This is a genomic window from Phaeodactylibacter xiamenensis (assembly GCF_000759025.1).
Classification (GTDB): Bacteria; Bacteroidota; Bacteroidia; order Chitinophagales; family Saprospiraceae; genus Phaeodactylibacter; species Phaeodactylibacter xiamenensis.
Window position 1 is genome coordinate 1 of record NZ_JPOS01000148.1, and the last position, 1366, is coordinate 1366.

The following is a 1366-nucleotide window of genomic DNA, read 5'->3' on the forward strand; positions in this document are numbered from 1 at the left end:
TGGCTTAAGACATAAATAATTGATAATTTTAAACGTTCTTTGACAGAAAATACCATGGGAAGAGGCCAAGCACCGGCTGCCCCAATCCCGATGACTCTACTACAAAAGGAGATATTGCAGGATATAGGGCGCCGGCATACGACAAGCCAGCAACTAGCCAAGCGCATCAAGCTATTGCTAATGGCCAATCAAGGACAAAGCAATTCCCACATCAAAAGGGAACTGGATATTTCACTGAATACGGTAAAATCCTGGCGCAGGCGCTGGGAGGCAGACTATGATAATTTGGTATCCTATGAATCGTATTTGGAGAATCAAGAAGTGAGCCCCTTGGATTTACGCAAACGTTTAATCAGTACGTTAAAAGACTCGCCTCGTTCGGGAGCGCCGAAAACCATCACCTTAGCCCAGGAAAAACAGATCATAGCCCTAGCCTGCGAGCCCCCAGCCGATTACCAGGTAGAAATGGCTGATTGGACGCACGAGATGCTGGCCAAAGTTGCCATAGCGAAAGGCATCGTGGCCAGTATTTCCTCCCGGCAAGTAGGGAGGATTTTAAAAAAGCAGCCCTCTTCAGCCTCATAAATCAGAGTATTGGCTATTCCCAAAGATCGAAGATTGGGGAGCCTTCGTGCTCAGGGTTGCTTTGGTTTGCCAGTTCATTCTCGATTCTGTGCTGCGCAAGCACCCCAACCGCCATGTCATAAGCATCGACGAAAAAACGGGTATCCAGGCTATAGAGCGTGCCAAAGGTGCAGCCCCCAAAAGCAAGGGGGCACACCAACGGGTGGAATATGAGTACATCCGTCACGGTACAACGACGCTGATTGCCGCTAACAACGTGGAAAATGGCCAGGTCATCAATTACCGTATGGGAGACACTCGGGATGAAACAGATTATGCTGACTTCATCAAATGCACCGTCCATGCACTGCCAGAAATGGACCAGGTTATTATTTTGTCCGACCAGCTCAATACCCATATGTCGGAATCGCTGGTCCGCTGGATTGCCGAGTGCGAAGGGTATGATGAAGGCCTGGGCACAAAAGGCCGGGAGGGCATCTTAAAAAACATGGTAACTCGTAGGCGTTTCCTGGAAAAAGAAGAGCACCGTATCAGATTTGTCTTCACGCCCAAGCATTGCTCCTGGCTCAACCCAATCGAAAATTGGTTCGCTAAGCTGCAGCGTCATGTGATTAGCAATGGCAATTTTTCTTCAGTCGAAGAGCTACAAATCAAAATAGAAGCCTACGTGGCTTTTTACAATGAGTGCTTGGCTAAACCTCTAAAATGGAAATTTAAAGGCTTCGACAAGGACCGGGAACCTCTCATTTAAATTGTCAGAAACTTATGTCTTAAGCCACTA

At 47.6% G+C, this 1366-nt stretch carries 2 protein-coding genes; both read left to right on the forward strand.

What is annotated here, in order from left to right:
• The first annotated feature begins 39 nt into the window (after positions 1 to 39).
• Positions 40 to 585 (forward strand): helix-turn-helix domain-containing protein, encoded by a 546-nt coding sequence (locus IX84_RS30430; protein ID WP_152605135.1) that lies wholly within the window; start codon positions 40 to 42, stop codon positions 583 to 585.
• A gap of 46 nt (positions 586 to 631) precedes the next feature.
• On the forward strand, positions 632 to 1336 hold the full coding sequence (locus tag IX84_RS30435; protein ID WP_052516191.1) for an IS630 family transposase: 705 nt from the start codon (positions 632 to 634) through the stop codon (positions 1334 to 1336).
• Positions 1337 to 1366 lie beyond the last annotated feature (30 nt).